This is a genomic window from Pseudomonas sp. 3296 (assembly GCF_031456615.1).
Classification (GTDB): Bacteria; Pseudomonadota; Gammaproteobacteria; order Pseudomonadales; family Pseudomonadaceae; genus Aquipseudomonas; species Aquipseudomonas mucoides.
This window is the reverse complement of record NZ_JAVDUY010000002.1, coordinates 392,787-419,134: the sequence shown is the minus strand read 5'-3', so window position 1 is coordinate 419,134 and position 26,348 is coordinate 392,787. Positions and strand designations below refer to the sequence as shown.

General features: G+C 60.2%; 27 protein-coding genes. 16 read left to right on the top strand and 11 right to left on the bottom strand.

Going from position 1 to position 26,348, the window contains the following annotated elements:
• The first annotated feature begins 1 nt into the window (after window position 1).
• Both J2X66_RS06430 and rnk read left to right on the top strand, forming a co-directional pair.
• Window positions 2–220: a DUF1289 domain-containing protein gene (locus J2X66_RS06430; protein ID WP_310262314.1), complete on the top strand. Its 219-nt coding sequence runs from the start codon at window positions 2–4 to the stop codon at window positions 218–220.
• A gap of 169 nt (window positions 221–389) precedes the next feature.
• Window positions 390–800, top strand: coding sequence for a nucleoside diphosphate kinase regulator (gene rnk, locus J2X66_RS06425; protein WP_310262311.1), 411 nt, complete (start codon window positions 390–392; stop codon window positions 798–800).
• 5 nt (window positions 801–805) lie between these two features.
• Here the strand turns inward: rnk and J2X66_RS06420 are convergent, their stop codons facing one another.
• The 3 genes from J2X66_RS06420 to J2X66_RS06410 form a co-directional block, all read right to left on the bottom strand.
• Complete coding sequence (locus J2X66_RS06420; RefSeq protein ID WP_310262309.1) at window positions 806–3,649, bottom strand: class I adenylate cyclase; 2,844 nt, start codon at window positions 3,647–3,649, stop codon at window positions 806–808.
• A gap of 192 nt (window positions 3,650–3,841) precedes the next feature.
• Window positions 3,842–4,087, bottom strand: a complete 246-nt coding sequence (locus tag J2X66_RS06415) for a TIGR02647 family protein (protein ID WP_310262306.1) — start codon at window positions 4,085–4,087, stop codon at window positions 3,842–3,844.
• Between the two features lie 226 nt (window positions 4,088–4,313).
• A complete protein-coding gene (locus J2X66_RS06410; RefSeq protein ID WP_007894899.1) occupies window positions 4,314–4,598 on the bottom strand; it encodes a hypothetical protein in 285 nt (94 codons plus the stop codon).
• Between the two features lie 124 nt (window positions 4,599–4,722).
• Between J2X66_RS06410 and J2X66_RS06405 the strand changes: the two genes are divergently transcribed.
• Window positions 4,723–5,382 (top strand): glutathione S-transferase, encoded by a 660-nt coding sequence (locus tag J2X66_RS06405; protein ID WP_310262301.1) that lies wholly within the window; start codon window positions 4,723–4,725, stop codon window positions 5,380–5,382.
• Window positions 5,383–5,511: 129 nt separating this feature from the next.
• On the opposite strand, the gene argH is transcribed toward J2X66_RS06405, so the two are convergent.
• Complete coding sequence (gene argH / locus J2X66_RS06400) at window positions 5,512–6,906, bottom strand: argininosuccinate lyase (protein ID WP_310262298.1); 1,395 nt, start codon at window positions 6,904–6,906, stop codon at window positions 5,512–5,514.
• A gap of 460 nt (window positions 6,907–7,366) precedes the next feature.
• Between argH and J2X66_RS06395 the strand changes: the two genes are divergently transcribed.
• The 7 genes from J2X66_RS06395 (at window position 7,367) to rsd (ending at window position 13,893) form a co-directional block, all read left to right on the top strand.
• Complete coding sequence (locus J2X66_RS06395; RefSeq protein ID WP_123434865.1) at window positions 7,367–8,113, top strand: LytTR family DNA-binding domain-containing protein; 747 nt, start codon at window positions 7,367–7,369, stop codon at window positions 8,111–8,113.
• 137 nt (window positions 8,114–8,250) lie between these two features.
• Window positions 8,251–9,192, top strand: coding sequence for a hydroxymethylbilane synthase (gene hemC, locus J2X66_RS06390; RefSeq protein WP_310262293.1), 942 nt, complete (start codon window positions 8,251–8,253; stop codon window positions 9,190–9,192).
• Window positions 9,189–9,956, top strand: coding sequence for a uroporphyrinogen-III synthase (locus tag J2X66_RS06385; protein WP_310262291.1), 768 nt, complete (start codon window positions 9,189–9,191; stop codon window positions 9,954–9,956). The genes hemC and J2X66_RS06385 overlap by 4 nt, the downstream gene beginning before the upstream one ends.
• Before the next feature lie 16 nt (window positions 9,957–9,972).
• A complete protein-coding gene (locus J2X66_RS06380) occupies window positions 9,973–11,127 on the top strand; it encodes a uroporphyrinogen-III C-methyltransferase (RefSeq protein WP_310262288.1) in 1,155 nt (384 codons plus the stop codon).
• Complete coding sequence (locus tag J2X66_RS06375) at window positions 11,124–12,362, top strand: heme biosynthesis protein HemY (protein ID WP_310262285.1); 1,239 nt, start codon at window positions 11,124–11,126, stop codon at window positions 12,360–12,362. The genes J2X66_RS06380 and J2X66_RS06375 overlap by 4 nt, the downstream gene beginning before the upstream one ends.
• A gap of 343 nt (window positions 12,363–12,705) precedes the next feature.
• Window positions 12,706–13,245 carry a disulfide bond formation protein B gene (locus J2X66_RS06370; RefSeq protein ID WP_310262283.1) on the top strand — a complete coding sequence of 180 codons (540 nt, stop codon included), beginning with the start codon at window positions 12,706–12,708 and terminating at the stop codon, window positions 13,243–13,245.
• A 189-nt stretch (window positions 13,246–13,434) separates the two neighbouring features.
• Entirely contained in the window at window positions 13,435–13,893 is a 459-nt protein-coding gene (gene rsd, locus J2X66_RS06365) for a sigma D regulator (RefSeq protein ID WP_310262281.1), read from the top strand.
• A gap of 59 nt (window positions 13,894–13,952) precedes the next feature.
• On the opposite strand, the gene J2X66_RS06360 is transcribed toward rsd, so the two are convergent.
• On the bottom strand, window positions 13,953–14,618 hold the full coding sequence (locus J2X66_RS06360) for an FKBP-type peptidyl-prolyl cis-trans isomerase (protein WP_310262278.1): 666 nt from the start codon (window positions 14,616–14,618) through the stop codon (window positions 13,953–13,955).
• A 192-nt stretch (window positions 14,619–14,810) separates the two neighbouring features.
• On the opposite strand from J2X66_RS06360, the gene J2X66_RS06355 reads away from it, so the two are divergent.
• Window positions 14,811–15,962: an AlgP family protein gene (locus J2X66_RS06355; protein WP_310262275.1), complete on the top strand. Its 1,152-nt coding sequence runs from the start codon at window positions 14,811–14,813 to the stop codon at window positions 15,960–15,962.
• Here the strand turns inward: J2X66_RS06355 and J2X66_RS06350 are convergent.
• Window positions 15,959–16,423 carry a TIGR02444 family protein gene (locus tag J2X66_RS06350; protein WP_310262273.1) on the bottom strand — a complete coding sequence of 155 codons (465 nt, stop codon included), beginning with the start codon at window positions 16,421–16,423 and terminating at the stop codon, window positions 15,959–15,961. The genes J2X66_RS06355 and J2X66_RS06350 overlap by 4 nt on opposite strands.
• Before the next feature lie 50 nt (window positions 16,424–16,473).
• Here J2X66_RS06350 and J2X66_RS06345 point away from each other — a divergent pair, with 50 nt between their 5' ends.
• The 3 genes from J2X66_RS06345 (at window position 16,474) to rhtB (ending at window position 19,762) form a co-directional block, all read left to right on the top strand.
• Window positions 16,474–18,384, top strand: coding sequence for an ATP-binding cassette domain-containing protein (locus J2X66_RS06345; RefSeq protein ID WP_310262271.1), 1,911 nt, complete (start codon window positions 16,474–16,476; stop codon window positions 18,382–18,384).
• Window positions 18,384–18,965 carry a mechanosensitive ion channel family protein gene (locus J2X66_RS06340; protein ID WP_027926426.1) on the top strand — a complete coding sequence of 194 codons (582 nt, stop codon included), beginning with the start codon at window positions 18,384–18,386 and terminating at the stop codon, window positions 18,963–18,965. Before J2X66_RS06345 ends, J2X66_RS06340 begins: the two co-directional genes overlap by 1 nt.
• A 164-nt stretch (window positions 18,966–19,129) precedes the next feature.
• Window positions 19,130–19,762, top strand: a complete 633-nt coding sequence (rhtB, locus tag J2X66_RS06335) for a homoserine/homoserine lactone efflux protein (protein ID WP_140664590.1) — start codon at window positions 19,130–19,132, stop codon at window positions 19,760–19,762.
• Between the two features lie 56 nt (window positions 19,763–19,818).
• Here rhtB and J2X66_RS06330 read toward each other — a convergent pair whose 3' ends face one another.
• Genes J2X66_RS06330 through J2X66_RS06315 form a run of 4 tightly spaced genes read right to left on the bottom strand, consistent with a single transcriptional unit; the run spans window position 19,819 to window position 22,961 of the window.
• Window positions 19,819–20,562: a penicillin-binding protein activator LpoB gene (locus J2X66_RS06330; RefSeq protein ID WP_310262267.1), complete on the bottom strand. Its 744-nt coding sequence runs from the start codon at window positions 20,560–20,562 to the stop codon at window positions 19,819–19,821.
• Window positions 20,563–20,565: 3 nt separating this feature from the next.
• Window positions 20,566–21,156, bottom strand: coding sequence for a penicillin-binding protein activator LpoB (gene lpoB / locus J2X66_RS06325; RefSeq protein WP_027926429.1), 591 nt, complete (start codon window positions 21,154–21,156; stop codon window positions 20,566–20,568).
• A gap of 23 nt (window positions 21,157–21,179) precedes the next feature.
• On the bottom strand, window positions 21,180–21,551 hold the full coding sequence (locus tag J2X66_RS06320; protein WP_310262266.1) for a YcfL family protein: 372 nt from the start codon (window positions 21,549–21,551) through the stop codon (window positions 21,180–21,182).
• A 12-nt stretch (window positions 21,552–21,563) separates the two neighbouring features.
• Window positions 21,564–22,961, bottom strand: a complete 1,398-nt coding sequence (locus J2X66_RS06315) for a hypothetical protein (RefSeq protein WP_310262264.1) — start codon at window positions 22,959–22,961, stop codon at window positions 21,564–21,566.
• A gap of 168 nt (window positions 22,962–23,129) precedes the next feature.
• Here J2X66_RS06315 and J2X66_RS06310 point away from each other — a divergent pair, with 168 nt between their 5' ends.
• Entirely contained in the window at window positions 23,130–25,028 is a 1,899-nt protein-coding gene (locus J2X66_RS06310) for an FTR1 family protein (protein ID WP_310262261.1), read from the top strand.
• A gap of 107 nt (window positions 25,029–25,135) precedes the next feature.
• Window positions 25,136–25,591 carry a YaiI/YqxD family protein gene (locus tag J2X66_RS06305; protein WP_027926433.1) on the top strand — a complete coding sequence of 152 codons (456 nt, stop codon included), beginning with the start codon at window positions 25,136–25,138 and terminating at the stop codon, window positions 25,589–25,591.
• Between the two features lie 55 nt (window positions 25,592–25,646).
• On the opposite strand, the gene elbB is transcribed toward J2X66_RS06305, so the two are convergent.
• Window positions 25,647–26,315 (bottom strand): isoprenoid biosynthesis glyoxalase ElbB, encoded by a 669-nt coding sequence (gene elbB / locus J2X66_RS06300; RefSeq protein ID WP_310262258.1) that lies wholly within the window; start codon window positions 26,313–26,315, stop codon window positions 25,647–25,649.
• Between the last annotated feature and the right edge of the window lie 33 nt (window positions 26,316–26,348).

Sequence of the window (26,348 nt, the reverse complement as noted above, 5' to 3'; positions counted from 1 at the left end):
TGTGACCGAGCCTGCCGTCGTTCGCCCACCGAAGCCGCTCTACAGCAATGTCAGCCCGGCGGTCCCTTCGCCCTGCAGTGGTGTGTGCCGGCTGGATGAACAAAAGGTGTGCCTGGGGTGTTTTCGCCATGTCGAAGACATCCGCGAATGGCGTTCGGCGGATGATGAGCGGCGGCGGGTAATTTGCGCGCAGGCTTCTCAGCGCAAGAACTCCGCCTGAAGCCATAACCCGACCTGCTACAAAGTGTGTTGGTCGCACCTGACTTGTATATTTATTGAGCTGTGATAGTGTCCAGAAACGCCTCAACTCATCGAGGCTCGTGAAAACCCCGCCTTTTTCTGGCGGGGTTTTGCTTTTTCTGTGCAGAAGAAAGGAGTCTGCCTCAATCATGACCGCACCTTCCATCACCCTTACTCGTCTGGACGTGCAACGTCTGGAGCGCCTGATCGACAGCCTGGATGACACGCTGCCGGGCGTTATCGCGCTGCAAACCGAGCTGGACCGCGCCGATACGCTGGTCGGTCACGAAGACGTGCCTGCCGATGTCGTGACCATGAATTCGCGTGTGCATTGCCGTGAAGAAAGCAGTGGCAAGGACTATCACCTGACCCTGGTTTATCCCAAGGATGCCAATGCCGACGAAGGCAAGATTTCCATTCTGGCGCCGGTGGGCAGTGCTTTGTTGGGTCTGAAGGTTGGTCAGCACATCGACTGGCCGGCACCGGGCGGCAAGACGCTCAAACTGACCCTGCTGGAAGTTGAATCGCAACCGACCGAAGGCGGCCACTTTCCGGAATAAACCCCTCAGACCTGTTCGAGCGCCTCGTTCAACGAGCGCTCCAGGTCAGCCTTGTAACGCAGGTACAGATTGCTCGAACTCTGACCGTCACCGAGCAGGCCCGAGAGGTCCAGGTCGGTGATGTAGCAGCGATAGCGTTCGGTTTCGCGCCGCTGATCGACGATCTCCTGCGCGACCACGCTGAACAGTTGGTCGCCATGTTCCAGCTCTGAAAACTCTCGCTGATTGCAATACAACGTCACCTGCACCTCGCCCGGTCCGGCTTTGCCGATGATGGCCTGCACGTCGTAGAACGGTTTGTTGACCGGCGTTTGCGGCGCAGGCCGCGCTTCGACCCGACGCGCCCGTCCGGGGCCTGACGGCAGCAGTTGGTAGTTCAACGTGTCCATGCTCACGGGTTGAACGGCATCCATTGGCAACAAGGCATCGCGCCGGTACTGGATCGATTGCAGGAAGCGTTGCAACGGCACCAACAGGCTTTGTTCGTCGTGATAGGGCAGGCGTTGTTGCCACAGCGCATTGAACTCATCCAGCACGTAGAGATCAGCCTGATCTTCATTGATTCGGTAGAACACCTGAATGCACTCGGGCTGGCCCATCGGCAGGATCAGCGCGAGGTCGTGGTCTTCCAGCGCCATCGGGTCCAGGTGCAGCGGGCTGTAGCCTGTCAGTTCCTCACCCAGGTAATCGATCAACGCCGGCAAGGTGGCGATGGCGACGTGATTGACCTGGCCCGGCACCAGTTCCAGCACGTGGTAGTGCTGCTGGACCTGGATCAGGTAACGGTGATTGAGGTTGCTTAACAGCAGGTTCTGCGCGGAGTCGATCACCTCTTCTACCCGGCGGGCAATGAATTGCGCACGGTTATGGCAGAAGCACCGAACCCGCAGCTTGGGCTGCTGTGGCCCGCTCGGCAGGTTGTTGAGGTAGGCGCGCAGGCAGTCGAGCAGGGCGTGAGGGCCGTCGTAGCGGCTGACCAGCACTTCGTTCCAGCTGTTGAGCGTGACCTGGTCCAGCGTCAACACCAGGTTCTCGCGAACCCCGGCATAGCTCAGCGAGTCGGTGCGCTCGGTGGTCATCAGGATGTTCAAATCGCGATGGTGCTTGAGCGGATCGACGCCAACGTTGACCAGGATCAGCACCTCGCTTGGAACGCTGGCGCGCAGCAAGGGTTCTTCCGCGACGGTGGTCAGGGGCAGGGCAATGCTCTGTTGCAGGCTGCCGAGCAGGTTGAACAGTTCGAACTCGCTCAGGTCGCTGGTGCCGGGGTGCAGGGCCAGCCGCGTGCTGCTGTCGATCACGCCATTACGGTGGCACCAGGTCAGGAGTTCCAGCAATTGGCGGCTGCGCTTGATCGGCGCGAAATGTTCCCATTCATGAGCGGCCAGGCTGCCGTTGTACAGACCCCACTGGGTTTGCCCCGGTTCCTTTTTGTTGGGTGCCTGCACCAGCGTCAGCGTGTCTTCGGCCAGGTCCGGGGCGATGCCCGGGTTGATGAATTCGACCTTGTCAGCCTTGCGCTCGAAGGCCGCGTACAACCGGCGACCCAACACGTTGAGGTCGCGCTTGTTGATCAGGCTGACGGTGTCTTCGGTGCGGGCGAACTGGGTCAGGAAGCGGTAGCTGTAGTTCAACTCGTTGACCAAGGCGCGACGTTCAGCGCTGACCTGGCGGACTTTCCACTGGCTGCGGCTATCGAGCAGCGCAAGTTGCCGCTGATCCCAGCCCCATTCCTGGGCCAGCCGCTCAAGCAATGAACGCTGCCAGCTCTGGGTGCGGGTGTTGCCGGTAAGTTTGCGATTGACCTTCAGGTACAGCGCGCGGCGCACCAATTCCAGCCGTTCCGGCTCGCCCTGGGCCTTGAGGTATTCCTCGATGCGCCGGTAGACCACGATGTAAGGGTCCAGCTCGTCGAGGTCCAGCTGATTGGCGAAAACGGCTTGCTTGAAGCGCAGGCTCAGGCAATGAACCTTGGGGTGCTCGCTGGCATAGACCTCGGTTAGCAGCAGCTTGAGTACGGACTTGTAGGGCGACTCGATGCCCTTGAATAATTGCCAGAGTCCGGCGCCGATGAACTCCCCCGGCGGTATGAATGCAAGATGGCCCAGGTCCAGGCTTTCGTCGGCACGGATGAAGCGTTTGGACAGCAGCGTGTGGGTGTAGCGGTCGTAGGCGGACTCTTCGTAGACCGGCACCAGCCACCAGATCGGCGTGCGGCCGGCCAGCCAGATGGCGGTGCGGTAGAACTCGTCCAGCAGCAGGTAGTGCTGGGTGGTGCCGCAGTCTTCGGAGCTCAACTGGGTGTCGCGCTCACCGAGCATGAAGCGCGTCGGGTCGATCAGGAAGAAATGCGCTTCGGCGCCTTGGCTCGCGGCCCAGACCTCCAGCAACTGGCACTTTTTACGCAGCTCCGCGAGCTCGCTTTCGCTGAGGTCCGGCGCGTGGCAGACCCAAACGTCCATGTCGCTTTGATCGGCTTGAGCCAGCGTGCCCAGGCTGCCCATCAGGAACAGGCCGTGGATCGGTCGCGGCGGGTTGCTGCCGTGGCGCGGTTTGTAAGAGAACGAGCGGGTCAGGCGTTGGGCTTCAGCGAGGGCATTGGCATCCGGCTCGAAGTTCGACAGTCCGGCCGGCGTGCTGCCGGACACATACCCCGGCAACAACGGATGATTGACGTGGAAAAACAGCGGTAGCAGCGTCAGCACCGTTTGCTGGCGGGTCGACAACCCTTCCATGGCTCGGGCCATGCGGCCTTCATTGAGTTTTAGAAAACGTGCGCGCAGTTGGCTGAGAACCTTGCGGTCGATTCCCTCGTCCAGATCGGGGCGGATTTCATGGGTGCGGGTCATGTCAGCTCAAACCGGCTCGCGAGGCTCGGACGTGGGGGCGGCGAATGAGGGGCAGTTTAGCGCCTCGGGCCTGCCACTTTTAAGCTGAATTTGTATTTTTGACGTCAGATTCTTATCGCGTGGCGACAGCGGGTCACCGGCTTTGCCCGCGGAAATCCCATAGCAGGGGTTTCCGTGGGCGATGCGGTGATCTCAGGCAGTTTCTTCGACGTTCAGGATAGTCAGCACTGTTTGCACATTTTGAGCGGCGTCACGCCCCAGGCTGGTCAGGTAACCGCCATCGGGCTGGTCGATCAGTTCCTTTTCAAACAGGCGTTGGGCGGCGGCAATGGCTTTCGGGGCAGCGGTCTGATGAATTTTCAAACCTTCCTGGGAACTGTCCAGGTTGAAGAGTGCGAGGATTTCCAGTTCGGCAACCAACTCAGGGGTAAGCGACATAAGGACTCCAGACTTTCTAGGAATTGGACGATAGCGCCCCTAAGGTGAGCTCACTCGTGCGGCATGTCCAGTGCCTGCATCAGGGTTTTTTTACCTCGGGAAGCATTCCCCGGCGGCTGGTGCGGCAGCGGGGTGCGTACCAGTGTAGTCAGGGTGTGGGGGAAGGCAGGACGGATGGGTGACAATTTGTGTAGGAGCGGATTGCCCGCTCCCGCACGGTGTTCGCTTACTTCTTTTCCGGCGGCAATTCCGGCAGCGCGCGCAATGCTGTTTCGTACCATTCGGTATTGAACGCGCGGTCTTCTTCGAGGATCGCGTCGATTTCTACCGCCAACACGTGCGCCATCAAATTGAGGATTTCTTCTCGTTCGTAACCGACCAGCGTCAACTTGTTGAAGGTCGCCTTGGCAGCCGGCGGGTTGTCGCTTTCAATCTGGTTTTCGATGGCTTCGATCAGGGTGTTTTCGGCGAATTCTTCTTCGTCGATTTCGATGTCGGTTGGCTCGCTCATGGCAGGCTCCTCAAGTTAAGGCGGCCAGTTTACCTGCATTCAGCGCTGTGATGCTGCTGGCAAGAATCGCTTTGGCGATCTATAAAACAGGACTGCCAACCCCGCACGGCCTGGAGGCTTTGTGATGCTCAAGCTTTATGGATTTTCCGTCAGCAACTACTACAACATGGTGAAACTGGCCCTGCTGGAGAAGGGGCTGCCGTTCGAAGAGGTGCTGTTTTACCCTGGCCCGAGCCCGGAAGCGCTGACCATCAGTCCGCGCGGCAAGGTGCCAGTGCTGGGCGTCGAACAGGGTTTCGTTAATGAAACCGCCGTCATTCTCGAATACATCGAACAAAGCCAGAAAGGCACTCCTCTGTTGCCAAGCGATCCTTTCGAGCGCGCCAACGTGCTGGCGCTGGCCAAGGAAATCGAGCTGTACATCGAGTTGCCGGGGCGCATGTGCTACGGCGAGGCGTTTTTTGGCTCGCCAGTGCCAGAGGCAATCAAGGACAGGACCAGGTCCGAGTTGCTGCTGGGGTTCGCCTCGCTGGCGCGACACGGCAAGTTCGCCCCTTATGTCGCGGGCGACACTCTGAGCATTGCCGATCTGTATTTCCTGTATAGCGTGCCGTTAGCCGCTGCGGTAGGGCAGAAGTTGTTTGGCCTGGATTTGTTGGCGGAGATGCCGGCGGCCAAGGCCTTGCTTGAGCGTCTGGGGAACAATGCGAATGTGCAGAGGATTGCTGCAGACAAGGAAGCGGCGATGCCAGCGTTTATGGCGATGATCGCGTCCAAGAAATGAAATATGTAGCGTTCTGAAGTCAGTCATCGTCGCAACGCCGCCCGGAGCAAGCTAGCACAGTGGAAAGTGCTGAACACACCTGACCACTGTGGGAGCGAGCCGGCTCCGGGCGGCGTTGCGACGAAGCTTTTAGCGGCTGGCGAGCAACGCCTGACCGCGAACCACTGCCTGCTTGACCTGTGCTGGCGCAGTGCCGCCAATATGGTCACGGGCATTCACCGAGCCTTCCAGGGTCAGCACGGCAAACACGTCCTGATCGATCTGGTCGCTGAATTTACGCAGCTCTTCCAGGCTCATTTCCGCCAGGTCCTTGCCGCTTTCCACACCGTACTTCACCGCATGGCCAACAATTTCGTGGCAGTCACGGAACGGCAGGCCACGGCGCACCAGGTAGTCGGCCAGGTCGGTGGCAGTGGAGAAACCGCGCAGCGCCGCTTCGCGCATCATCGCGTGCTTGGGTTTGATCGCCGGGATCATGTCGGCAAAGGCTCGCAACGAGTCGCGCAGGGTATCGGCGGCGTCGAACAGCGGCTCTTTGTCTTCCTGATTGTCCTTGTTGTAGGCCAACGGCTGGCCCTTCATCAAGGTCAGCAGGCCCATCAGTGCGCCGAAGACGCGGCCGGATTTGCCGCGAACCAGTTCCGGCACGTCCGGGTTTTTCTTTTGCGGCATGATCGAGCTGCCGGTGCAGAAACGGTCCGGCAGATCGATGAACTGGAATTGCGCGCTGGTCCACAGCACCAGCTCTTCGGAGAAGCGCGACAGGTGCATCATCGCGATGCTGGCCGCCGAGCAGAACTCGATGGCGAAGTCACGATCGGACACGTTGTCCAGCGAGTTGCCGCCGACGGCGTCGAAGCCCAGCAGCTGCGCGGTGTATTCGCGGTCGATCGGGTAGGTGGTGCCGGCCAGCGCGGCGCTGCCCAATGGCATGCGGTTGGTACGCTTGCGGCAATCGACCAGACGCTCGTAGTCGCGGCTGAGCATTTCAAACCAGGCCAGCATGTGGTGCCCGAAGGTCACGGGCTGTGCGGTTTGCAGGTGAGTGAAGCCGGGCATGATGCTGCCGGCTTCGCGCTCGGCCTGCTCCAGCAAGCCTTTTTGCAGGCGGGTGATTTCACCGAGGATCAGGTCGATCTCGTCACGCAGCCACAGGCGGATATCGGTGGCGACCTGGTCGTTACGGCTGCGGCCGGTGTGCAGCTTCTTGCCGGTGACGCCGATGCGATCGGTCAGGCGCGCCTCGATGTTCATGTGCACGTCTTCGAGGTCGATGCGCCAGTCGAACTGGCCGGCCTCGATTTCACCCTGGATGGTGTTCAGGCCATCGATGATGCTGTCGCGCTCGGCATCGGTCAGCACGCCGACCTTGGCCAGCATGGTGGCGTGGGCGATCGAGCCCATGATGTCGTGGCGATACAGGCGCTGGTCGAAAGTGACGGAGGCGGTGAAGCGGGCGACGAAGGCGTCGACGGGTTCACTGAAGCGGCCGCCCCAGGACTGATTGGTCTTGTCAGTGCTCATGAATTCGCTCGTATCGGCTGGAGAAAAGTGACGTTGAAAGCTGTCGCGGATAATAACAGGGTTGCCAATCCTGTCGCTGACACTGGTCGATACGTTTTTTTCTTATAGCGCGGTCCATACTCAAGGTGAGCGTTCGGGAAATTGCGCAACGATATTTTTCATTTGAGCAATAACGTCCCGGCAACCGTCTACAGTTGGACAGTAGGATCAGTGCACTTTCTGGTGCGATTACTGACTATAAGAACAGGGGGGTGTTCATATTGTGTATCGGCAAACCCTACGGCGATCCCTCGCCAACGCGGGCCAGAGCCTCCAGTCACGCGGCAGTTGAAAATTTAGCCGCCGATCTTGCGGCACTTTTCGGCCCTCGCGCTAGTCTTAGCGTGGATCGCGGTGACGGACGTCACTTCACCTGTCTACGCTATCCTTGTGCGAGACTCACGCAGGAATCCAGCGCAATATGAATGTCCTGATCGTTGATGACGAACCCCTGGCCCGCGAGCGCCTGAGCCGAATGGTCGGTGAACTCGAGGGATACAGTGTCCTGGAACCCAGCGCCACGAACGGCGAAGAGGCGTTGGCACTGATCGACAGCCACAAACCGGATATCGTGCTGCTCGATATCCGCATGCCAGGCCTTGACGGCCTGCAAGTGGCTGCGCGGTTGTGCGAACGCGAAACGCCACCCGCTGTGGTGTTTTGTGCAGGACCCGATGAATTTGCCGTGGAAGCCTTACAGGCCAGCGCCGTAGGCTATGTGGTGAAACCTGTGCGTACTGAACATCTTCACGATGCATTAAAGAAAGCCGAGCGACCCAATCGTCTCCAGCTCGCCGCCCTGACGCGTCCCGCCGCCGAAAGTGGTAGCGGCCCGCGTAGCCACATCAGTGCGCGAACCCGAAAAGGTATCGAGCTGATCCCTCTGGATCAGGTGGTCTACTTCATTGCCGATCACAAATACGTGACCTTGCGCCATGAAAGCGGCGAAGTGTTGCTGGATGAACCGCTCAAGGCCCTTGAGGACGAATTTGGTGACCGATTCGTGCGGATCCACCGCAACGCCCTGGTCGCCCGCGAGCGTATCGAACGCTTGCAGCGCACACCTCTGGGGCATTTTCAGCTGTTCCTCAAAGGTCTGAACGGCGACGCATTGATCGTCAGCCGACGCCATGTGGCCGGCGTGCGCAAGATGATGCAGCAGCTTTAATTCGCCGTTCACGGGGCGAACTTCACACCCGCTTGCCGGACATACAGGCCAGGGAGGCCACGCAGTATCTGATTCAAGTCAAAGTGGATTTGGCTGAGCTGTTATTATCGCCGTATCTATTCAGTACGGATTGATCCATGTCCTCTCGCGAAATCCGCATCGCCACCCGCAAAAGCGCCCTGGCCTTATGGCAGGCCGAATACGTCAAAGCCCGTCTGGAAGAGGCCCATCCCGGTCTGCTCGTGACGCTGGTGCCCATGGTCAGTCGTGGCGACAAGCTGCTGGACTCGCCGCTGTCGAAGATCGGCGGCAAGGGGCTGTTCGTCAAAGAGCTGGAAACCGCGTTGCTGGAAAATGAAGCCGACATCGCCGTGCACTCGATGAAAGATGTACCGATGGACTTTCCCGAAGGCCTTGGCCTGTTTTGCATCTGCGAGCGTGAAGACCCGCGCGATGCGTTCGTCTCCAACTCCTACTCCAGCCTTGACGAGTTGCCGAAAGGCAGCGTCGTCGGTACTTCCAGTCTGCGCCGTCAGGCCCAACTGCTGACCCGTCGTCCGGACCTGCAGATCCGCTTCCTGCGTGGCAATGTCAATACGCGCCTGGCCAAGCTCGATGCGGGTGAGTACGACGCCATCATCCTCGCTGCCGCTGGCCTGATTCGCCTGGGCTTCGAAGACCGCATCACCTCGGCCATCAGTGTCGACGACAGCCTGCCGGCCGGTGGCCAGGGCGCAGTCGGTATCGAATGCCGCACCGCCGACAGCGAAATACATGCCTTGTTGGCACCGCTGCACCATCTGGACACTGCCACTCGCGTGACCGCCGAACGTGCGCTCAACAAACATTTGAACGGTGGCTGCCAAGTGCCGATCGCCTGCTACGCCGTGTTGGAAGGCGAGCAGATCTGGTTGCGTGGCCTGGTCGGAGATCCAAATGGCGGCCTGTTGCTCAGCGCAGAGGCCCGTGCGCCACGCGCTGACGCTGAAACCTTGGGCGTGCAAGTCGCCGAGGACCTTTTGAGCCAGGGCGCCGACGATATCCTGAAAGCGGTGTATGGCGAGGCAGGTCACGAGTGACTGGCTGGCGCTTGCTGCTGACGCGCCCTGCGGATGAATCCTCAGCGCTGAGCGATGTTCTGGCGCAAGCGGGGATTTTCAGCAGCAGCTTGCCGCTTTTGGAAATCGAGCCAGTCCCGGTCTCTGACACAATGCGCGCGCTGATTCAGACACTGGATTGTTTCTGTGCGGTGATCGTGGTCAGCAAACCCGCGGCCAGAATCGGTGTTGATCTGGTTGGCCGGTATTGGCCGCAGTCACCTGCGTTGAAGTGGTTCAGTGTCGGCGCAGCCACTGCGCAGATCCTTGAGGACAGCGGGTTGGACGTAAGCTTTCCGGCCGAGGGTGATGACAGCGAAGCCTTGCTGGAACTTCCCGGGTTGCGCGAGGCTATCAACCGGCCCGATCCGCGCGTGTTGATCATGCGCGGGGAAGGCGGGCGTGAACTCCTGGCAGAGCGTTTGCGCGAGCTTGGTGCTAGTGTCGAGTATCTGGAGTTGTACCGTCGCGGCTTGCCGCATTACCCGCCGGCGGCACTGCCTGACCGGATTGAAGCGGAACGCTTGAACGGGCTGGTGGTCAGCAGTGGACAAGGTTTTGAGCACCTGCATCAACTGGCTGGCGTTGCCTGGCCACAATTGGCGCGGTTGCCGTTGTTTGTTCCAAGCCCCAGGGTCGCCGGGCTGGCACGTGCCGCCGGGGCTCAAACAGTTGTGGATTGTCGCGGCGCCAGTGCCGCGGCTTTGCTGACGGCGTTACGGGAGCATCCCGAACCCGTTCTCTAATGCAAAGGATGGATACGTGAGCGAAACTGCCTTGCCTAAAGATGACGTCCAGCCAGTGCTTGATGCGCCGGTTGAAACTCCGGTTGAAACCGCGACACCCGCTGACGTGCAGCGCCGAGGCAACGGCCTGGCAATCGTCGCGCTGCTGCTCGGCGCTGCCGGTGTTGCCGTGGGCGGTTGGGGTGTCTGGCAGGTGCGACACCTGCAAGCCAATAACCAGCAGCAACTGGCTCAGGTGCAAGCGCTGAACGACCAGGCGCAAAGCCTCAAGCTCAATGAGCAGCGCATCAACGCACGTCTGGAGCAGTTGCCCGCCGTTGATGAACTGGATGCGCGCGCCCGTCTGGTCACGCAGTTGCAGGGTGATCAACAACGCTTGAACCAGCGCCTGGAAACCGTCCTCGGTGCCAGCCGCAAGGACTGGCGCCTGGCCGAGGCCGAGCACTTGCTGCGTCTGGCCAGCCTGCGCCTCTCTGCCTTGCAGGACATCAGCAGCGCGCAGGCGCTGGTGCAGGGTGCCGACGACATTCTCCGTGAACAGAACGATCCGGGTTCCTTCGCCGCTCGCGAGCAAGTGGCCAAAACCCTCGTGGCATTGCGCAGCACTGAGCAGCCGGATCGCACCGGGTTGTTCCTGCGCCTGGGCGCATTGCGTGATCAAGTGATCGACCTTACCGAGCTGGCACCCGAGTACAAGGACCGGGGTGAATCACTGCTGGGCCTGACCGCTGATGGCGACGGTGCCAGTCGCTGGTCGCAGTGGTGGGATCAGATCTCCCGTTACATCCGCATCGACTTCAATGCTGACAAAAATGTCCGTCCACTGTTGGCCGGACAGAGCCTGAGCCAGGTGCGCCTTGCCCTGAGCCTGGCGCTGGAACAGGCGCAATGGGCCGCGCTCAATGGCCAGGCCGCGGTTTACACCCAGGCGCTGGCGGAGGCGCGGGACGTGTTGACCGGCAACTTCAACCCGGACAACCCCCAGAGCAAGGTGATGCTGGAGCAGGTTGGCGAGTTGAGCAAGCAACGGGTCACGGTCGTGACACCGGATCTGACGGGTACGCTGAGCGCGGTCCAGGGGTATCTGGAGCGGCGTAATGTCAACGCTGAAGACTCGATCAAGCCAATGGCCAAGCCTGCTGCAGGCACCGCCCAGGAGCCCACGCCATGAAACGCCTCTATGTGATCGTGTTCCTGGTGATCGCCGCTGCTGCCGCACTGGGACTGGCGATTGCCGAGCATGCCGGATACGTGCTGATTGCCTACAAGAGTTTTCGTTACGAATCGAGCCTGTGGGCGACCCTCGCATTGGTCGCGGTGTTGTGGCTGCTGTTCTGGGGCATCAAGGTGCTGGTTGAGCTGGTGATGACCTCTAGTGGCGTGGTCAATCCCTGGTCGCGGCGCAATCGCAGCCGTCGGGTGCAAGTGGCGATCGAGCACGGTCAGCTGGATCTGGCGGAAGGTCGCTGGGCCAGTGCGCAGCGTCATTTGCATCGGGCGGCCGAAGCCGAGCGCCAGCCACTGCTCTACTACCTCGGCGCGGCACGTGCCGCCAACGAGCAGGGTCATTACGAAGAAAGCGACAACTTGCTTGAGCGTGCCCTCGAGCGCCAGCCGCAGGCTGAACTGGCGATTGCCTTGAGTCATGCACAATTGCAGACCGACCGTGGCGATACGGACGGAGCCTTGGCCACCCTTGAGGCCATGCATGAGCGTCATCCCCATAACGCCCAGACATTGCGCCAGTTACAGCGCCTGCTTCAGCAGCGTGGCGACTGGTCGGCGGTGATTCGCCTGTTGCCCGAGCTACGCAAGGATAAAGTCCTGCCGCCCGCCGAACTGGCCGAACTGGAGCGTCGCGCGTGGGGTGAAAACCTGTCGCTGGCGGCGCATCAGGAAGAAGACGGCAAGGTCGGTTTGCAATCGCTCACTCGCGCCTGGCAACAGCTTACGTCGGCTCAGCGTCAGGAACCGCAATTGGTGCTGGCCTATGCCGAGCAACTACGACAGCTGGGGGCGCAGGTCGAGGCGGAGGAGGTTCTGCGCACGGCCCTCAAGCGCAATTACGACAGCCATCTGGCGCGCCTGTATGGATTGGTTCGCGGCAGCGATCCGGCTCGGCAACTGCAGGCTGCCGAGGGCTGGCTCAAGGATCATCCGGCTGACCCAGGCCTGTTGCTGACACTGGGCCGCTTGTGCCTGCAAAACAGCTTGTGGGGCAAGGCGCGAGACTATCTTGAAAGCAGTCTGCGGGTTCAGCGCAATCCGGAAGCCTGTGCGGAGTTGGCGCGGTTGCTGGCGCAACTGGGCGATACGGAACGCAGCAATCAGTTGTTCCAGGAAGGCCTGGGCATGCTCGATGAGCGCCTGCTGGCGGCACCGTTGCCCGCTCCCGTTTACGCCTGAGGCTGGTCTGTAGCAGCTGCCGAAGGCTGCGTCCGGATGCGAAGCAGTCGTAAACTCAGGCGCTCTGATTTATCAGGTCGACCGCGTTGTCTTTGCGACGACTGCTGCGCAGTCTTCGGCAGCAGCCACAAGGGCAGGGCGGTCCTCTCTGGGCTCGAAACCCGTCGCGTGTTTGGCTTTGTAGTCCCTGATCGGCAACGTCCTACAGAGGACTACACCGATTCTTCTCGACACTGTCGGGAATTCCCTACACTTCTGGTGAAGTGTCCGTGCCGGCCTGCCTTGAAAGGCTGACGCGCTTTCCTCTACCGTAACCACTTGTCTCTACTGGTACGGAAAAGCCATGTCTTTGGCCTGCTCACGCTCCTTGTTTTTCATGGTTTTCATTACAGGTTCCCTGGCCTTGGGCGTTTCCTATTACCTGGAATATGCGGTCGGACTCAAACCTTGCGGCCTGTGCGTTTTACAGCGGGTTTGTCTGGCGTTGCTCACGGGTATCAGCCTGTCAGCCTCCGTGCAGGGCCCCGGGCGCTTTGGATCGTTCCTGTATTGGTTACTTGGATTCTTCTGCAGCCTCGCGGGCATGGTTACGGCGTGGCGGCAGATTTTGCTGCAAAGTGATCCATCACATGTGCTGTCGACGTGCCCGCCAGACCTGGAAGGCTTGTACGAGAACATGCCCTGGTTGTGCCGGGTCACGGAGATGTTCAAGGGGAACACCGATTGTGCCGAGATTTCCTGGACGTTGTTCGACCTGAGCATTCCGGAATGGAGCCTGCTGTTCTTTGTCGGGGTGACGATTCTGGGGGTTTATCAGTGGCTGCGTGTCGTCTGGCTCGCGTGTGAGCGACCGCTCAGCGGCGTGTCGTCGCACCGGGTGTAAATGGGTGATTAAACACTTGTATGAACTTTATCTCCTGCGTACCTTGAAGCCACAGTCGCGCGGGCATAATCTGGCCCGCACGTGTCATTGGAATTATGTTGCTCGATGACGCTCTGCCCGACCGCCCACTGACGTAACAAGAGGCGAGCAGGCATAGAGCAGCTGACCCACAAGGGAAGAGAGATCACCATGCTCGAAAGTTGTCAGAATGCTCAGGAACGCTGGGGCGGAGTGCACCTGCTGATCGATCGCTGGTTGCAGGAGCGCAAAGATCTGATTGATGCCTACGACAAGCTCGGTGCAAAGCCTGAAGCACTAAGCGAGGACCGAAAACCCTTGCAGGAGTTCTGCGGAGTGTTGGTCGATTACGTGTCTGCCGGGCACTTCGAGATCTACGAGCAGTTGACGGGGGAGGCCAAGGCCTTCAACGACAAGCGTGGTCTGGAGCTGGCCGAGACCCTCTACCCGCGTATCGATGTCATCACCGAGAAGCTGCTGGCGTTCAACGACCTGTGTGATGCAGGCAAGTGCGTCGCGGAGAAATTCAAGGAGTTGGGCGGCTTGTTGCATGAACGCTTCGAACTGGAAGATTGCCTGATCGAAGTGCTGCATACCGCTCACAAGGAGGAGGATTCGGTTCAGGTCTGAATCCCTCCCTGCAAGCTAAAAACGGTGCGCACTGCGCGCCGTTTTTTTATGCCTGTTTTTCAGCTGGTAGCGCCGCGCAATTCAACTTCAAAAACCAGTGGGGTGAAAGGTGCGATCAGGTCGCCGGCACCGTCCGCGCCATAGGCTTGAGACGATGGAATCACCAGGCGCCATTTCGCACCCACCGGCATGTTTTGCAGTGCGCTGCGCCAGCCGCTGATCACGCTGTCGAGACTGAACCACTGCGGCTGACTGTTCTGATCGAACACCGTGCCGTCAGGCAGGCGCCCGACATACAAAACCTGGACCTTGCCATTTGGGCCGGCCTTGGTGCCGGTGCCGGGAGTCAGCTCTGTCAGCAACACGCCGTCGGCCAATTCGCGAACACCCGGTTTGGCTTTTTCTTCGGTGAGAAATCGCTGCTCTTTTTCCAGTGCGGCTTCGCTTTGCGCGAGCGCCGGTTGCTCGGCGAGCTGGGCTTCATGCTCGGCCAGGATTTGCTCTATCTGCTCGTCCTTCAACGCCAGTGGCTTGCCTTGATACGCTTGTTGCAGTCCTTCCAGCAGTGCCTGAAGTTGTAGATCTGGAACCTCCTGACGGAGGCGCTCACCGAGGCTGGCGCCCAGGCTGTAAGCAAGATCGTGAGGGTTATTTGCGGAGGTTTTTTCGTCGGCTTGAGCCACTGAAAAAAACACGCACAGCGATAAAAAAAGGTAGCGCGACATGGGCACTCTCCGACCTGGAATGCGGTGGATTATGCCAGTGAGAATGCGCACAAAGGTGAACTGGTTTTGCACAAGCGCAGAAGTTTTTCGATCCGTTGCAACGCAACGCTTTCGATACTGTCAACATGCCCTAGCGGCGGTAGCAGCAGAGGTCTAGTATGAGCCGCACCCACGTCAGCCAGGAGGTAAACCATGTCGGCCACCAAGAAGCCTGTAAATACCCCGTTGCACTTACTCCAACAACTCTCGGGCAGCCTGCTCGAGCATTTGGAAAACGCTTGTTCCCAAGCCTTGGCTGATGCTGAAAAACTGCTCGCCAAACTGGAAAAACAGCGCGGAAAAGCACAGGAAAAATTACACAAGTCCCGTACCAAATTGCAGGACGCTGCGTCGGCCGGCAAGGCCAAGGCACAAGCCAAGGCGAAGGACGGCGTGCAGCAACTCGAAGACGTGCTCGACGCCCTCAAGGATCGTCAGTCCGACACTCGTGCCTACATTCTGCAACTCAAACGCGATGCTCAAGAAAGCCTGAAATTGGCCCAAGGCGTCGGTCGTGTACAAGAGGCTGTCGGCAAGGCGTTGTCCCTGCGTGCAGCCAAACCTGCTGCAGTACCGGCCAAGAAAGCCGCTGCCAAGCCAGCTGCTGCAAAAGCACCGGCCAAGCCTGCTGCCAAGCCAGCGGTGAAAACTGCTGCAAAACCTGCCGCTGCGAAAAAGCCAGCCGCTGCCAGCACTGCCAAACCGGCGGCTAAAACAGCCGCTGCGAAACCTGCCGCCAAGCCAGCCGCCGCGCGAACCGCTGCTGCCAAGCCTGCTGCAAAATCGCCTGCTGCCAAACCTGCTGCTGCAAGAGCCGTAGTCGCTAAACCGGCTGCTAAACCAGCCGCCAAAACGGCTGCTGCAAAACCTGCTGCCAAGCCAGCTGCTGCGCGAACCGCTGCTGCCAAGCCTGCCGCTAAACCGGCTGTAAAAGCTGCTGCCAAACCAGCTGCTAAACCCGCTGTAAAAGCTGCTGCCAAACCGGCTGCTAAACCAGCCGCCAAAACGGCTGCCGCGAAACCCGCTACTGCCGCCAAGCCAGCCGCTGCCAAACCAGCAGCTAAACCTGCCGCTGCTAAACCGGCTGCAAAACCAGCCGCCAAACCTGCCGCTGCAAAACCGGCTGCAAAACCAGCTGCTGCAAAACCTGCCGTTGCCAAGCCGACTCCAGCGCCTGCTGCCAAGCCAGTGACTCCGGCGCCAGCAGCATCGGCTGTACCCGCAGCAACCACCTCGACAGCCACGGCTGCGCCAACGCCAGCCGCACCGTCGAGCGCCAGCACCACCCCAACCAGCGCTTCCTAAGTGCCGGTTACCGCGACGCGCAGCTGATGCAGCGCGTCGCGGTCCAGGTTGGCGGCGCCTGCCGCCACACCTTCCAGCCAGGCCTTCAGATCGGTCGCCTCACCCTGCGGCCAGCTCTGCGCCGTTCGCTCCAGCCGCAACAACAGATGCCGCTCGGCTTCCAGCTCCAGCGCCTTCACTTGTTCACGCAGCTTTTTCAGCTCGGCATCGTCAGTCGCGACGACTTTCCATCGCATGCGCAAGGCGCGCAACGGTTGCACAATGTCTCCATCCCAAGGCTCCGCCACGGTGCGCAGTAGCTTGATTCGCTGTTCATTGCAGATGACGCCACGCTGTCCAAGCCACGCTCCACAGAGCAGCAAACACACATTGACGCCGGCTGACTGCAACTGCAGGCACGCGCGTTCGACGCCGGGACGGGCGTAAGTGTTCAGGGAAAAGCTCCACAGGTCAGAGGACATAGTGCTACTCGCGCCAGTTGCGAGCGAAGCTGGTAGACTCCGCCGCCATTATGATTCGACTTCAGAACCTGACTTTACAGCGTGGCCCTCAACGTCTGCTAGAAGACGCTGAGCTGACCCTGCACGCCGGCCACAAAGCCGGCCTCATCGGTGCCAACGGCGCCGGCAAATCGAGCCTGTTCGCCTTGATCCGGGGCGAACTGCACCCGGACTCGGGTGACTGCTTCCTGCCGGCCGACTGGCGCATCGCCCACATGCGCCAGGAAATCGAGACGCTCGAACGCCTGGCGGTCGACTACGTGCTCGATGGCGACCTGCGCCTGCGTGAGGTGCAACGCGACCTCGCCGCAGCCGAAGCAGCCCATGACGGTGCCGCTCAGGCCCGCCTGCACTCGGAACTCGACAGCGCCGACGGTTACACCGCCGACGCCCGGGCCAGAAAGTTGTTGGCCGGCCTTGGGTTCACCAACGAGCAGATGGATCGCCCGGTAGGAGATTTCTCCGGTGGCTGGCGGATGCGTCTGAATCTGGCGCAGGCTTTGATGTGCCCTTCGGACCTGCTGCTGCTCGACGAACCAACCAACCACTTGGACCTCGACGCCATCATCTGGCTCGAAGAGTGGCTGAAAAGTTACCCCGGCACATTGTTGTTGATTTCCCACGACCGGGATTTTCTCGATGCCGTGGTCGATCACGTGGCTCACGTCGATCAACGCAAGATCACGCTGTATCGCGGTGGCTATAGCGCTTTCGAGCGCGCCCGCGCCGAACGTCTGGCCCAGCAGCAGCAGGCTTACGAGAAGCAGCAGGCGCAACGTGCGCACATGGAAAGCTACATCGCCCGCTTCAAGGCCCAGGCCACCAAGGCCCGCCAGGCCCAGAGCCGGATCAAGGCGTTGGAGCGGATGGAAGAACTCTCCGCCGCCCACGTCGATTCGCCGTTCGATTTCGTTTTCCGTGAATCGCAAAAAATCTCCAGCCCGCTGATCGACCTGTCCGATGCCCGTTTGGGTTACGGCGACAAAGCCGTGCTGGAGAAGGTCAAGCTGCAACTGATCCCTGGCGCGCGCATCGGTTTGCTCGGCCCGAACGGTGCCGGTAAATCGACCCTGATCAAAAACCTCGCCGGTGAACTCGAACCTTTGTCCGGCCGACTGACCCGTGGCGAGAACACCGTCGTGGGTTACTTCGCCCAACATCAGTTGGACTCTCTCGACGCCAAGGCCAGCCCGTTGCTGCACTTGCAGCGTCTGGCCCCGACCGAGCGTGAACAGACCCTGCGCGACTTCCTCGGTGGTTTTGACTTCCGTGGTGCGCGCATCGATGAGCCGGTGCTGAATTTCTCCGGCGGCGAAAAGGCCCGTCTGGCCCTGGCGTTGATCGCCTGGGATCGGCCGAACCTGCTGCTGCTCGACGAACCGACCAACCACCTGGACCTGGAAATGCGCCTGGCGTTGACCATGGCGCTGCAGGAGTTTAGTGGCGCGGTTCTGGTGGTTTCCCACGATCGTCATTTGCTCAAAAGCACGACCGATAATTTCTATCTGGTGGCGGACGGCAAGGTCGAGGAGTTCGACGGCGACCTGGAAGACTACGCCCGTTGGCTGGTCGACTATCGCCAGCGCAATGCACCGGTCAACAACACGCCGGTCAATCCGGACAAGACCGACAAGAAGGCCCAGCGCCAGGCTGCAGCTGCGTTGCGTCAGCAACTGGCGCCGCACAAGCGTGAAGCTGACAAGCTGGAAGCCGAGCTGGGCAAGCTGCACGAGAAGCTGGCGAAGATCGATGCCAGCCTTGGCGACAGCGATATTTACGAGCCGGCGCGCAAGAATGATCTGCGCGATCTGTTGGCTGAACAGGCCAGGCTGAAGGTGCGTGAAGCCGAGCTGGAAGAATCCTGGATGGAAGCGCTGGAGCTGCTGGAAAGCATGCAGGCGGAGCTGGAGGCTCTGTCTTGATGGAGGCGTTCAAGCTGCCATTGCCGGCGGTGTGGATCGAACCCCTCTGGCTGGTCGTGCAGATCCTGCTGATTCTGCTGGCCGGCTACTTTACCCAGCGCTTCGTTGCCAAGGGCCTGACCCGGCTGGGCGAGCGCTATCCGTTTCCGCCGCAATTGCTGATGCCGCTGCGAGGCGGTCTGCGCTGGCTGATCATGGGCAGTGCGCTGATTTTCGTGCTGGAGCGCCTCGGGGTGTCGGCCACGGTACTCTGGACCGCATTGTCCGGTTTCGTCGCGGTGGCGGCGGTGGCGTTCTTCGCCATGTGGAGTGTGCTTTCCAACCTGCTGTGCGCGATCCTGATTTTCACCGTCGGCCCATTCCGCCTCGGCGATGTGGTCGAGTTGGTGGACACCACTGACAAGCCCGGCGTCAAAGGCCGGGTGGTGGCGATCAATCTGCTGTACACCACGTTGATCGAAGCGGAAGAACTCGGGACTGGCAGTGCGATGGTTCAGGTGCCTAACAGCCTCTTCTTCCAACGATCGGTTCGACGCTGGCGGGGGAGTGATGTGTTCCCCTCGAGCGGGTTCGAGAAGTAAGGCTGCTGTAGTCTGATAGATCCCCATCGTCGGAATGCCGCCCGGAGGGGCCTAAAGCTGTAAACGCTGGTCGGCAGCCGCAACATCCTGCAAAAAATCGATAGTCATCCGCCCAAAGCCGCATTAGCTTAGACGTCTGTCACGAGTCTGAGTCGAGGTGTGCAATGGAGCTTCAAACATGGCTGGCGTTTTTTGCCGCCTGCTGGGTGATCAGTCTGTCGCCTGGTGCCGGCGCCATTGCGTCAATGTCCAGCGGTCTGCAATACGGGTTCTGGCGCGGTTACTGGAATGCCCTTGGCCTGCAAGTGGGGCTGGCGGTGCAGATCGCGATTGTCGGCGCCGGTGTGGGCGCGATCCTCACGGCGTCGGCATCCGCGTTCTATGCGATCAAATGGTTCGGCGTGGCGTACCTGGTGTACCTCGCCATCAAGCAATGGCGCGCGTTGCCCAGCGACATGAGCGATGACGCGGCGGTGCGTCAGATCGGCAAGCCGATGGCGCTGGTGTTCCGGGGTTTCCTGGTCAACATCAGCAACCCCAAGGCGCTGGTGTTCATGCTCGCGGTGTTGCCTCAGTTCATTGACCCGCATGCGCCGTTGCTGGCCCAGTACCTGATCATTGGCGTGACCATGATCTGCGTCGATCTGATTGTCATGGCCGGTTACACCGGGTTGGCGTCCAAGGTGCTGCGTCTGTTGCGCACGCCCCAGCAGCAAAAACGCATGAACCGTACGTTTGCCGGGCTGTTTATTGGCGCAGCGGCATTTATGGCGACGCTGCGTAAAGCCGCGGTATAAAAGCTGTCAGGCACAAAAAAGGCGACCTTTAGAGGTCGCCTTTTTCATTCCGGGTGTCAGCGCAGAATGACCGGCGCGGTATCCGGCGGCAGGTCATTGCGTAGCTCGGGTGGTCCCGACGGTTGATAACTGCCATCACCGAGCTGCTCGCTCAATTGCCGCGCCACATCCTCACCCAGCGACCTGGATACTTCGCGCACCACCCGCGGCCGGTTCAGCGAGACGTGGATATCCCGGTCATTCACCAGTTTGGTGTCCTGAGCCTCACCCATTGCGGTGAAGGCCGAGGTGATCTCATAGGTTTTGGTGTTGATCAGGCTGAAGTCAGCCACCAGGGTCAGCGCCAGCACCGCTGAATAGCTGTCGGTATTGGCCAGTTCGTTCATGTCCTGGGTGAAGTCGATATCTGACAGCGTGCCGAACAGCACGTAGTCGGCTCCTTCGAAATCACCGGCCTTGATGCGTTTGATCACGTCATACACATCGCGTTTGGCGTTGGCGGTGTGGGGCGTCCCCTGAACCAGCTGGAACATCCCGGTCTTGAGCATCTGACCCTTGATGTCACCGCTGAATCGACGGATTTCGGTCTGTTCCAGATAGCTGTTCTGCGTCGTGTACTCGTCATAACTGGACGAGCCGCTGGCGCCGTAATAGTCCTGCTGATGATCGTCCCGAGACGAAATTACGTGGACGTATTGATCCACGCTGGCCTCATAGGCGATGTCGGTGACAGCAATTTTCGGGGCCGCCTGGACGCCCAGGGCGCAGGTCAGGGCCATGATGCCAATCCATGCTCGCATTGTTCAGCGCTCCGTGGTCTTGCGGATTTCTTTCTCGTCCATCCACTCGGCCAGTCCGCTTTCGACATCAATCAACTGCAGGCTGAATTTGTAGAAGACATCCTTGTAATCATTGCTGCGCTTGACGATCGAGCTGATCGAACCCTCCAGTCGATAGCGGGCGGCGATCATGTTGCCGGTCTTGGCCACCGTGCTTTTCTTGTACAGACCGCTCTGGTTTTGCAGTTTGAGTTGATCGACCTGGCTCTGCATGTCGGTGTTATCGCTGGCAAAGCGGGCGGTGCCGGAGCGCATCAGCTGGGTCTTGATCGACGTGGTGATGTCGCGCGTGTCGATGTACTCGCTGGTCTTGTTTCGTACGTCGTACACCTGAACCACCGGACGACCTTTCAGGACCCCGGACTGGGCGAGCGAGCGGGTCATGCTTTCAGCGATCATCTGCAGGTCGGTGGAACCGAATTCGTTGGTCACCAGCTCCACGGCTTTCGGGTCGCCGTAACTGATGTTGCCGCTGCCCAGTACCGGCGAGTGATTGACCGCGCAGCCGCCAATCAGCAGGGCGCTCAGGGCGAGGGACGACAAGCGTACAAACATGGGCAGGTTCTCGTGTGGGCGGTTCACGGCGTATTGATCTCCAGACGGAAATCCACGGCTTGTGGCACGGGAGCGATCGCCGGCAGGAAGCTCGTCTGCTCGGCATACAGGGTCAGGCTTTTCCAGGACTCGGCTTCGGCCACTGGAAAACCTTCGGGGCCGAGCCACAGATAGCGGTAGTAGAACGTTTTGTTACGGGTGTCGGCGTTACTCAGCTGCGTGCTGACGGTGAGGAAACCGTTTTCCCGGGCCATGCGCATGGGGCCGACAGCCAGGTCCTCGATCGGTCCCGTGGCCAGGACTTTGCTGGCGGCACTGCCCGGTTCCGGTGGCGGTGGGGTGGTGCAACCGGCCAACAGGGCCAGCGCGACAACGGTGATGCATTTCAATCCCATGAAGATCTCCGTTCAGGGTTGAGCGCGGCGGGTGACAGCCTGCGGTGCGGAAGGGGGGTTGAGCTCCAGAGCAACATCAGCGGCGAAAATCCGGTTGCTCACTGCGCGCAGGCTGAAGGCTTGATGTGTCTGGTCGATCCTGAACCTGACCGGTAGTTGTTCCGGGGCATTGGGCAGGGTCAGTTGATGCTCGCCTTTCTTGAGTCGCAGGCGAGCGACCAGCGTCTTGTCCGGTAGCGTGCGCCAGCCTCGTGTGTCGGCATCTTCACGTTGAGTTTGCTGCGCGAGGGTTTCCTCAAGCTTTTCGGGTTTGTTTTTTTTCAAATAGGCCAGGTACTCGACATTGGACCGGGCGCGATGGAGCGTGCGCTGGATGATGCCCGGCATGTCGTCACGCAAGGTGCGCCGCGACATGTCGCCATAGCTGTTGAGCAAGGTCAGCTTGTGTTTTTTGCCGTCCACCATGACGAAGTCCACCGGTGGTGTAGAGGCATCGGGGACAAGGATCGGGAACGACATGTTGGTGATGTAGGTTTCGCCTTCGACATCCACCGAAATCGGCACACGCACCGAGTTGCGCGCGGGTGCAAGGCCGGTTTGCACGATCAGCAAGACATCGCTTTCGCCGGCCTTGAGCGGTGACTTGTCGAGATTGCGCAGCGCCTGCTCAAGTAGCGGTGTGTTGGGGCGCAACTCAAGGGCTTTGCGATACCCCGGCGCGGCGAGGTCTTTTTCGTCAAGCGTTTCATAGACGAAACCTGCCAGGTAATGACTGAACGCGCTTTGGTAGCTGTTTTTCAGGGCAATCACTTCAGGCGCATCGAGGGTCGCCACCGGGTAGCCTTGAAGGTTCTGGTATTTCAGGGGTACGCCTTGCTCCTGGGCCTGGTTCTCCAGTGCCAGGTATTGCACGTCGCGCTTTTCGGCAATGGTTGCCTCGCGCTCGTGGGTTTTCTTGATCATCACCCGAGCGAGGTCGACTTCGGCACTGGACAGGCACGTCAAGGCCATTTGCGTGGTCAGGGCGACCTTCTCGAAATCGTAGCCATCGTACAAACGCACTTTGTCATTGGCGCCGTAACTGTTGAACTCGGTGAAGGCTTTGAAGGCGCCGAATCGCGGCGAGTTTTCCCACCCTTCAATCAGCCGGTCGGCGTAATCCCAGCTGGCGTAGCTACCGGTCATATCGCCAGTGAGCCGCAGCAGTTCGCCCTTCTCGAAGTTATAGAGCAAGTCGCCCGGGGCAATGGGATTGTTTCGGTCCAGGACAGCAACGGCGGAGTCGACCTGGCCTGCTTTGAAATAGTCGAGAGTCTCGCTCAACTCCGCGTTGTAGTCCCGCATGGTGGGGCAACCGCTCAGTAGCAAGCATGCACCGAGCAAAAACAAGAAGCGCAGGCGGGTAGCCATTTGCTGTGTGTCTTCCTTGAAGATAAGCCGCCAAGAGGCGGCAAACTATAGAGGCGAATGATGGCACTTTGTTCCGCCTCCTCTGATCTCTTCTTGCAGACAAAGCTTGAGTGAAACTCATTGAGAGTGAACAATGTGTTACTTCGTATTTCCATTTGAGATTTATTCATGATTGCCTCCTCTCGTTTTCCGGCGTGGCTCGTGCTGTCGGTGATCGCGTTTTGCAGCTTCAATGCGCAGGCCGAAACCACGGAAGGTGCGCCGAAGGCCCTGCATTTGCTCGATTACATTGGCGCTGATTACCCGGCGACGGTCGAGGCGGGCAAAGTGATCGATGAGTCTGAATACCGCGAACAGCAGGAATTCCTAAAGGTGTTGCAAGGTTTGATCGCCGATTTGCCGGCCAAACCTGAACGCGCAGAACTGGAGCACGGCGTCAGCAGTCTTGGCGCTGCGATCTCCGCTCGCAAAGATGGCGCGGACGTCGCCCATCAGGCGCGGCAGCTGGGGGCAAAACTGGCGGTGACTTATGAGGTCAGCCAGGCCCCGGTCATCACGCCGGATCCGACCCGCGGCGCGCCGCTGTATGCCCAGCAATGCTCGGTCTGCCATGGCGATGCGGGCGCTGGTGACGGCCCGGCAGGTGTCGGTATGACGCCACCGCCGGCCAATCTGCGCGATGCCGTGCGACTGGACCGTCTGAGCCTCTATGCGATCTACAACACGCTGGGCATGGGCGTTGAAGGCACCGACATGCCGTCCTTCGCTGACCAGCTGGATGATCGTCAGCGCTGGGACCTGGCGACCTACATCGCCAGCTTCAGCGCCGATCCGGCCGCGGCAAAATCCGAGAAAACCTACAACATCGCCGACCTGGCACGTCAGACGCCAGCCGAAGTGCAGGCCGCTGAAGGTCCGCAAGCGGCCGCGACCTTCCGCGCGCAACGGGCGCAACCGCCGCAGGTCAAGCGCGGCCCGGGGCAGTTGCTGGATTACACGGCGGCCACCTTGGAAAAAAGCATCGCCGCCTACCGTGCCGGCGATCACGATCAAGCCTATGACCTGTCGGTGGCGGCGTATCTGGAAGGTTTCGAGCTGGTTGAAAGCTCCCTCGACAATGTCGACGCCAATGTGCGCAAAGACACTGAAAAATCGCTGATGGCGTACCGTCAGTCGTTGCAGGATGGTTTGCCGGTGGCTCAGGCCCAGCAGCGTCTGGACACGGCCAAGGCCAAGCTGAAGCAGTCCGCCGACTTGCTGGGCAGCGATGGCCTGAGCTGGACCTTGAGTTACATCTCCGGGTTGCTGATTTTGCTGCGTGAAGGCCTGGAAGCGATTCTGGTGTTGGCGGCCATCCTGGCCTTCCTGCGCAACACCGGCCAGCAATCGGCCGTGCGCAGCGTCAACGTCGGCTGGGGCCTGGCGTTGTTGGCCGGCCTGGGGACCTGGGCGCTGGCGGCGTACGTGATCGATGTCAGCGGCTCGCAGCGCGAATTGCTGGAAGGCGCGACGGCGCTGTTTGCCTCGGTCATGGTGCTCTGGCTCGGCGTGTGGATGCACGACCGTCGCCATGCGGCGGCGTGGCAGGATTACATCAAGAGCAGCCTGGTGGGCGGTGGCGGGCGATTCGGCTTTGCGATCCTGGCGTTCTTCTCGGTGTATCGCGAGTTGTTCGAAGTGATTCTGTTCTACGAAACCTTGTGGCTCCAGGCTGGGCCTGCGGGGCACAACGCGGTGTTGGCCGGCGGCGCGACGGCGCTGGTGCTGTTGGTGGGGCTGGCGTGGGTGATTCTGCGCGGTTCGGCGAAGTTGCCGCTGGCGTTGTTCTTCAGCATCAACGCCGGCCTGCTCTGCGCGTTGTCGGTGGTGTTCGCCGGGCACGGCGTGAAGGCGCTGCAGGAAGCGGGGATCTTCGGCACGCGGCCGGTGCCGTTCTTTGATTTTGACTGGCTGGGCATTCATGCGGATGCGTATTCGCTGAGTGCTCAGGCGGTGGCGATCATTGCGATTGTTGTGTTGTATAGCCGTAGTCGGATGGCGGAGAAGCAGCGGGTGGCCGCCTCTTAACAGCATTCGCTGCGCTCATCATCGCGGGCAAGCCACGCTCCCACAGGATTGCGTATAACCTGTGGGAGCGTGGCTTGCCCGCGATTTTTTTTGAAGAGGAAAACATGATGCGAGTCTGGATCGACGCTGACGCCTGCCCTCGGGCGGCCAAGGATCTGGTGGTGAAATTCGCCCTCAAGCGCCAGTACGAAGTGGTGCTGGTGGCGGGGCAGCCGCAGATCAAGCCGGGGCTGGCGCTGGTGAAATTGATCGTGGTGCCGAGTGGCCCGGACGCCGCCGATGATTACCTGGTGGAGCATGCGGTGCCGGGTGAGCTGGTGATTTGCAGCGACGTGCCATTGGCGGATCGCCTGGTGAAGAAGGGCGTGGCCGCACTCGACCCGCGAGGCAAGGAGTTCGATGCGCAGAACATGGGCGATCGGCTGGCGGTGCGCAACCTGTTTACCGATTTGCGTGAACAAGGGCAGATGGGCGGTGGCCCGGCACCGTTTGGCGAGCGCGAGAAGCAGGCGTTCGCCAATGCACTGGACCGGATACTCACCCGGCTGACCCGTAAGCCCTGAGCCTTGCTCCGACCCCTGTGGGAGCGAGCCTGCCCGCTCCCTCAGGGGATTGGGGTCAGGCGTCGTTTTCGTGGGTCAGTTCGAGGACGCGGTCGACCATTTTGTTGATACCGGACGCCGCTTCGCTGATGGTTTGCGCCAGCATGTACGCTGGGGTACTCACCAGTTTGCGCGCCCTGTCCTCGACGATTTCAGTTACGGCGCAGTCAGTATGCGTCGCGCCCATTTTGTTCATGGCTGCCGCGGTCTCGGCGTCGTTGCCGATGGTGCAGTTGACCCCCGGGCCGTAGATCTTCGCCGCCAGCGCGGGCGATATGCACATCAACCCGACCGGTTTGCCCGCTTCAGCAAAGGCTTCGGTCAGCGCCAGGACATCCGGCTGCACCGTGCAACTGGCGCCTTCAATCGCAAAGTTCGACAGGTTCTTGGCCGAGCCAAATCCGCCGGGCACGATCAACGCATCAAAATCGTCGACGTTGGCGTCGCGAATGTCCTTGATATTGCCCCGGGCGATCCGCGCCGATTCCACCAGTACGTTGCGCGACTCGGGCATTTCCTCACCGGTCAGATGATTGATCACATGCAATTGCGCGATGTTCGGCGCAAAGCACTGTACCTGTGCGCCACGCTGGTCCAGTCTCAGCAGGGTAATCACGCTTTCGTGGATCTCGGCGCCGTCGTATACGCCACAGCCGGAAAGGATCACTGCAATTTTTTTGCTCATGGGTTGTTCTCCAGATTCATGGCGTTAAATGTC